The organism is Solirubrobacter phytolaccae, from assembly GCF_027587195.1.
GTDB classification, from domain to species: Bacteria; Actinomycetota; Thermoleophilia; order Solirubrobacterales; family Solirubrobacteraceae; genus Solirubrobacter; species Solirubrobacter phytolaccae.
Map to the genome: position 1 here is coordinate 1 of NZ_JAPDDP010000152.1, position 3,030 is coordinate 3,030.

Consider the following 3,030-nt stretch of genomic DNA (forward strand, 5'->3'; position numbering starts at 1 on the left):
CGTCGCGCGCACCGCCAGCGCCCGCCAGCGCGGCGGCCCGGGCGGGCGGATCGCCGCCTGGCACGCCGAGGCCCTGCTGCGCGTGCACGAGCAGCGCCCCGCGGCCGCCGTCCGCGCCGTCCACGCCGGCCTGAGCGTGCTCGAGGACCACCGCGCCGTGCTCGGCGCCACCGAGCTGCGCGCGCGAGCGGGCGTGCACGGCGAGGCGCTGGCGCGGCTCGGCCTGCGTCTGGCGCTGAACCGGGGCGACGCCCGCGGGCTGCTCGCGGCCGCGGAACGCCACCGGGCCCAGGCGCTGCAGTTCCCGCCCGTCCGGCCGCCCGTCGATCCCGTCCTGGCCGGGCTGCTCGGCGAATTGCGCCACGCCGCGATGCGCGTGGACCAGGCCCGCCTGGGCGGCGAGGACACACGCGCGGCGACCGCGCACGTGGCCCGGCTGGAGCGCTCGATCGTCGAGCGCGCGCGGCACGCCGACACCTGGGAGGCGCCGCACGCCTTCTCCGCCGCGGACCTCGCCGGCGCACTCGACGAGCGAGCGCTGATCGAGCTCGTGGAGATCGACGGCGACCTGCACGCGGTGACGCTCGTCGACGGCCGCGCGCAACGCCACGCGGTCGGCACGCTCGCGGATGCCGAGCAACAGCTCGAGAGCCTGCGCTTCGCGCTGCTGCGCCTGGTCGCCGGCCACGGCACGGCCCGCGGGCGAGCGGCGTTCGCGACCATGCGCGACACCGCGGCGGCCAACCTCCAGGCCCAGCTCGCGCCGGCGTTCGCGGCCACGCGCGGAGCGCCGATCGTGCTCGTGCCGACCCGCTCGCTGCACACGCTGCCCTGGGCCGTGCTGCCCACGCTGAGTGACCGACCGTTCTCCGTCGTGCCGTCGGCCGCGCTGTGGCAACGCGCCGCGACGAGCCACGCCTCCGGCATGGCCGACCGCGCGCGCGACGGCGCCAACGGTCACGGGCGGACGCTGGCCGTCGCCGGGCCGGACCTGGCGGGCGCGCAGGCCGAGGCCGAGGCGGTGGCGGCCGCGGCCGGTGGCGGCACCGTGCTCACGGGCGCGGCCGCGAGCGCGAGCGCGACGCTGGCCGCGCTCGACGGCTGCGAGCACGCGCACATCGCCGCGCACGGGACGTTCCGGGCCGACAACCCGCTGTTCTCGTCGTTGCAGCTGGCGGACGGGCCGCTGACCGTGTTCGACCTGGAGACGCTCACGCGCGCGCCGCGCCGGATCGACCTGTTCGCGTGCGACGCGGGGATCGCCGACGTGCAGCCGGGCGACGAGCTGATGGGGCTGACCGCCGCACTGCTCGGCCTTGGGACCGCGACCGTGATTGCCAGCGTGCTGCCGCTGCCCGACGCGGCCGGCCTCGCGCTCGCGCCCCAGCTCGTGCGTCGGCTCGCTGCGGGTGACCGCGCCGACGAGGCCCTCGCCGCCCTGCGCGCCGACGAGCCGGGCGCGGCCGGCCTCGTGTGCTTCGGCGCGGGCTAGCGTGTCGCGACACCTGTCCTACATCTTGTAGGATCAGTGGGAATCGGTCCCGCTTGCAACGAGTTGCCGTCGCCATGCCCGGCACGAGACCCTGAAGTCATGACCCCGTCAGAGACGATTCCTGTCGACGCCGACCACCCGGACACGTGCACCCCGGAGCACGACTGCCACGCGCACGGCGAGGCGCACACCCACGGTGACGGCTGCGGCCATGAGGCCGTCCCCCACGGCGATCACGTCGACTTCGTCGTCGACAACCACCTCCACCACCCGCACGGCGACCACTGCGACGACCACGGCCCCGCGCCGGCGTCAACCAAGGTCTGAGACTCATTCCCACTTGAGTGGTAGCCTCGTCAGCGTGACGGACGAGGCCCTCCGCGATCGCTGGCTCGACCATGCGACGCGCACGTTGTCGACCTCCGGCCGCCGGGCCGGCGCCGCCCGGACCGCGATCATCGAGGTGCTGGCCCGCGAGGGCCAGTGCCTGCTGACCGCACAGGAGCTGCTCGACCGGCTCGGCCCGCGCGGCTCGTACTCGTCGGTCTACCGGACCCTCGAGGAGCTGTTCGGACTCGGGCTCCTGCACCGGATGAGTGGGCGCGACGGCATCGCGCGGTACGAGATCGCCGACCCGGAGCGCCACCACCATCACCTGATCGACGAGACGAGCGGCACCGCGCACCCGTTCACCGACGACGAGCTCGAGCGCGTGATCCACGCGGCCGCCGAGCGCCTGGGCGTGACCCTCACCGGGCACGAGGTCGTGATCCGCGGCCGTCCGTCCGTCCAGGCTTCGCATAAACGAGACTGAGTCCTGATAATGTGCGGAGCGTGCGTGCTCCTCTCACCCTCGCCGCAGCCGCAGCCGCAGCCACGCTCGCCGGCGCCTCACCCGCCTCCGCGCAGACGCTCACCGAAGGCCACGTCGACTACGCCGCCCGGCTGGTCGACGGGCGGCTGCGAAGCCTGATCAAGGACGGCACGCGCACGGGCGCGCCGGTGTGGCGCGAGCCGGCCGCGGTGACCTTCCACGTCGCCGACGCCGCACGCGTCACGATCCCGGCCTCGGCCACCTTCCTCGGCCGTCCGGGCGACACCGTCTGGGCGCTGCCCGAGGTCCAGCGCGCAGGCGTGCTGTGGGCGGGCTGGAATACCGAGGAGCTGAGCGGCGCGCAGGTCGACGGCCCGGTCTCGTGGCGGCTGGACGCCGTCGACGGCCCCGGCGACGTCACGCTCTTCCAGTCCGGCGTCTTCGGCGAGCCCGACGTGCTCTTCCGCAGCGCCGACGGCCTGCCGGACACCCGCACGGTCCCGCTCGGCACGCACGCCCACGGCAACTGGGTCTTCTCCCACGCCGGCGCCTACCGCCTCACGTTCACGATGAGCGCGCGCCTCCCGGGCGGCGCCACGACGCAGGACACGCAGACGCTGCCGGTGACGGTCGGCGCGACGCCCACGCCCACGCCCGGCGCGCCGGGCCCACCGGGCGACGGTGGCGGCGGCTGCGGCACCGGCGGCGCGGGCGGCACCGGCGG

The 3,030-nt window shown here is 75.8% G+C and carries 3 protein-coding genes and 1 pseudogene; all 4 read left to right on the top strand.

Going from position 1 to position 3,030, the window contains the following annotated elements; all coding sequences use genetic code 11:
* Positions 1-1,492, top strand: a 1,492-nt coding sequence (locus OJ997_RS36100; RefSeq protein WP_270030318.1) for a CHAT domain-containing protein, incomplete at its 5' end; no start/stop codon positions are given.
* Positions 1,493-1,609: 117 nt separating this feature from the next.
* Positions 1,610-1,819: pseudogene (locus OJ997_RS36105) on the top strand (hypothetical protein); the annotation flags it as partial.
* A gap of 34 nt (positions 1,820-1,853) precedes the next feature.
* Positions 1,854-2,306: a Fur family transcriptional regulator gene (locus OJ997_RS36110; RefSeq protein ID WP_270030320.1), complete on the top strand. Its 453-nt coding sequence runs from the start codon at positions 1,854-1,856 to the stop codon at positions 2,304-2,306.
* A 20-nt stretch (positions 2,307-2,326) separates the two neighbouring features.
* The coding region (locus tag OJ997_RS36115) for a TIGR03773 family transporter-associated surface protein (protein ID WP_270030321.1) at positions 2,327-3,030 on the top strand (704 nt) is incomplete at its 3' end.